Here is a 1,473-nt window from a genome sequence, read left to right as displayed (position 1 = left end):
GCCTCCCATAGACGATCCAGCGCGAGCGCTTCGGCATGACGTTGAAGATGACCGAGGCAAGCGGTCCGGTCACTGCGTCCAGGAAGATGCGGGGCTGCTCCGCCTTCATCACCTCGCGCAGCGCGGCCTCGAAATCCGCCGCCTTCTCGTTGAGCGCATGGGCGGCGCCCAACTCTTTCAGCAGCGGGATCTGCTCGTCGCGGCGCACGGTGACGATCGGCCGAAAACCCTCCTCTTTCGCCAGCCCGATGATCAGCTTGCAGAGCTGGCTGGCGCCGGCAGTCATGATGAAAGCCTTCTCACCCTCCTGCTTGACGATGTCGAACATGGCTAAGGCGGTCAGCGGATTGACGATCATCGCCGCGGCGTCCTCGTCGCGCACCGTGTCGAGCAGTGGAATACAGGAAGCCGCCTCGGCGACCGCGTATTCTGCCCAGGCGCCCCAGTTCGACACGCCGGTGGCGAAGGCGACGCGCTTGCCCGCAAGGCTTTTTGCGTATGGATCGTCGCCAGTCGAGGCCACGATTCCGACGCCCTCAAATCCGGCCGGCCGGCCCTGCACACGGGGCTGGCCGTATTGCCCTGTGATGAAGGCGATATCGGACGGGTTGATTGAGGCGAGACTGACCTTGATCAGCGCTTGTGTCGGACCAGGCGCCGGCACGGCGATGCTGCCGGGCTTCAAATAAGGCTCCATCGCCTCCGGCACGCTGGCCGAAGGCGTTTTGCTGTAGCCGTCGCCGACAAGCAGCAAGCCTCGCATTTCCGATGGAAGCGTCATGGCGGTCAGATCTTCTCCTGGGTGTATTTCCTGAGCTCGGCGCGCGCCACCTGCCGCCGGTGCACGGCGTCCGGCCCGTCGGCCAACCGCAGAGTTCTCAGATGCGTCCACGAGCGGGCGAGCGGCGTGTCCTGGCTGATGCCTTGCGCGCCGAACATCTGCACCGCCTCGTCGGTGACCTTGAGCGCGACGCGCGGCGCTACCACCTTGATCTGGCTGATCCAAGGGGCCGCAGCGCGTGCATCGCCCTGGTCGATCATCCAAGCTGCCTTCAGACACAGGAGCCTCGCCATCTCGATCTCCATGCGGCATTCGGCGACGATGTCGAAATTGGCGCCGAGCTTTGCCAGCGATTGGCCGAACGCCTCGCGCCGCACCGAACGCTGGCACAGCATCTCCAGCGCCATCTCGGCCTGGCCGATCGCACGCATGCAATGATGGATGCGGCCTGGCCCAAGCCGTCCCTGCGCGATCTCGAAGCCCCTGCCCTCGCCGAGGATCAGGTTCGCCGCCGGCACCCGCACATCCTTGAACCTCAGATGCATATGGCCATGCGGCGCGTCGTCGTCGCCATAGACCTGCATAGGCCGGAGCTTGGTGATCCCCTCGCTCTCCGCCGGCACCAGGATCATCGAATGCCGGCGATGCTGCGGCTCCTCGTCCGAGCCGGTCCTCACCATGACGATATAGAT

The 1,473-nt window shown here is 65.0% G+C and carries 2 protein-coding genes; both read right to left on the bottom strand.

Annotated features, from left to right (window positions below; all coding sequences use genetic code 11):
* On the bottom strand, positions 1–781 hold a 781-nt coding region (locus EOA60_RS32635; protein ID WP_128312598.1), incomplete at its 3' end, for a zinc-binding dehydrogenase.
* A 5-nt stretch (positions 782–786) separates the two neighbouring features.
* Positions 787–1,473 (bottom strand): acyl-CoA dehydrogenase family protein (locus EOA60_RS32630; protein WP_281060801.1); only part of this gene is annotated, 687 nt, incomplete at its 5' end.

The sequence above is a fragment of the Mesorhizobium sp. M1A.F.Ca.IN.020.06.1.1 genome (assembly GCF_004023265.1).
Lineage (GTDB): Bacteria > Pseudomonadota > Alphaproteobacteria > Rhizobiales > Rhizobiaceae > Mesorhizobium.
This window is presented reverse-complemented; position numbering and strand designations above follow the sequence as displayed.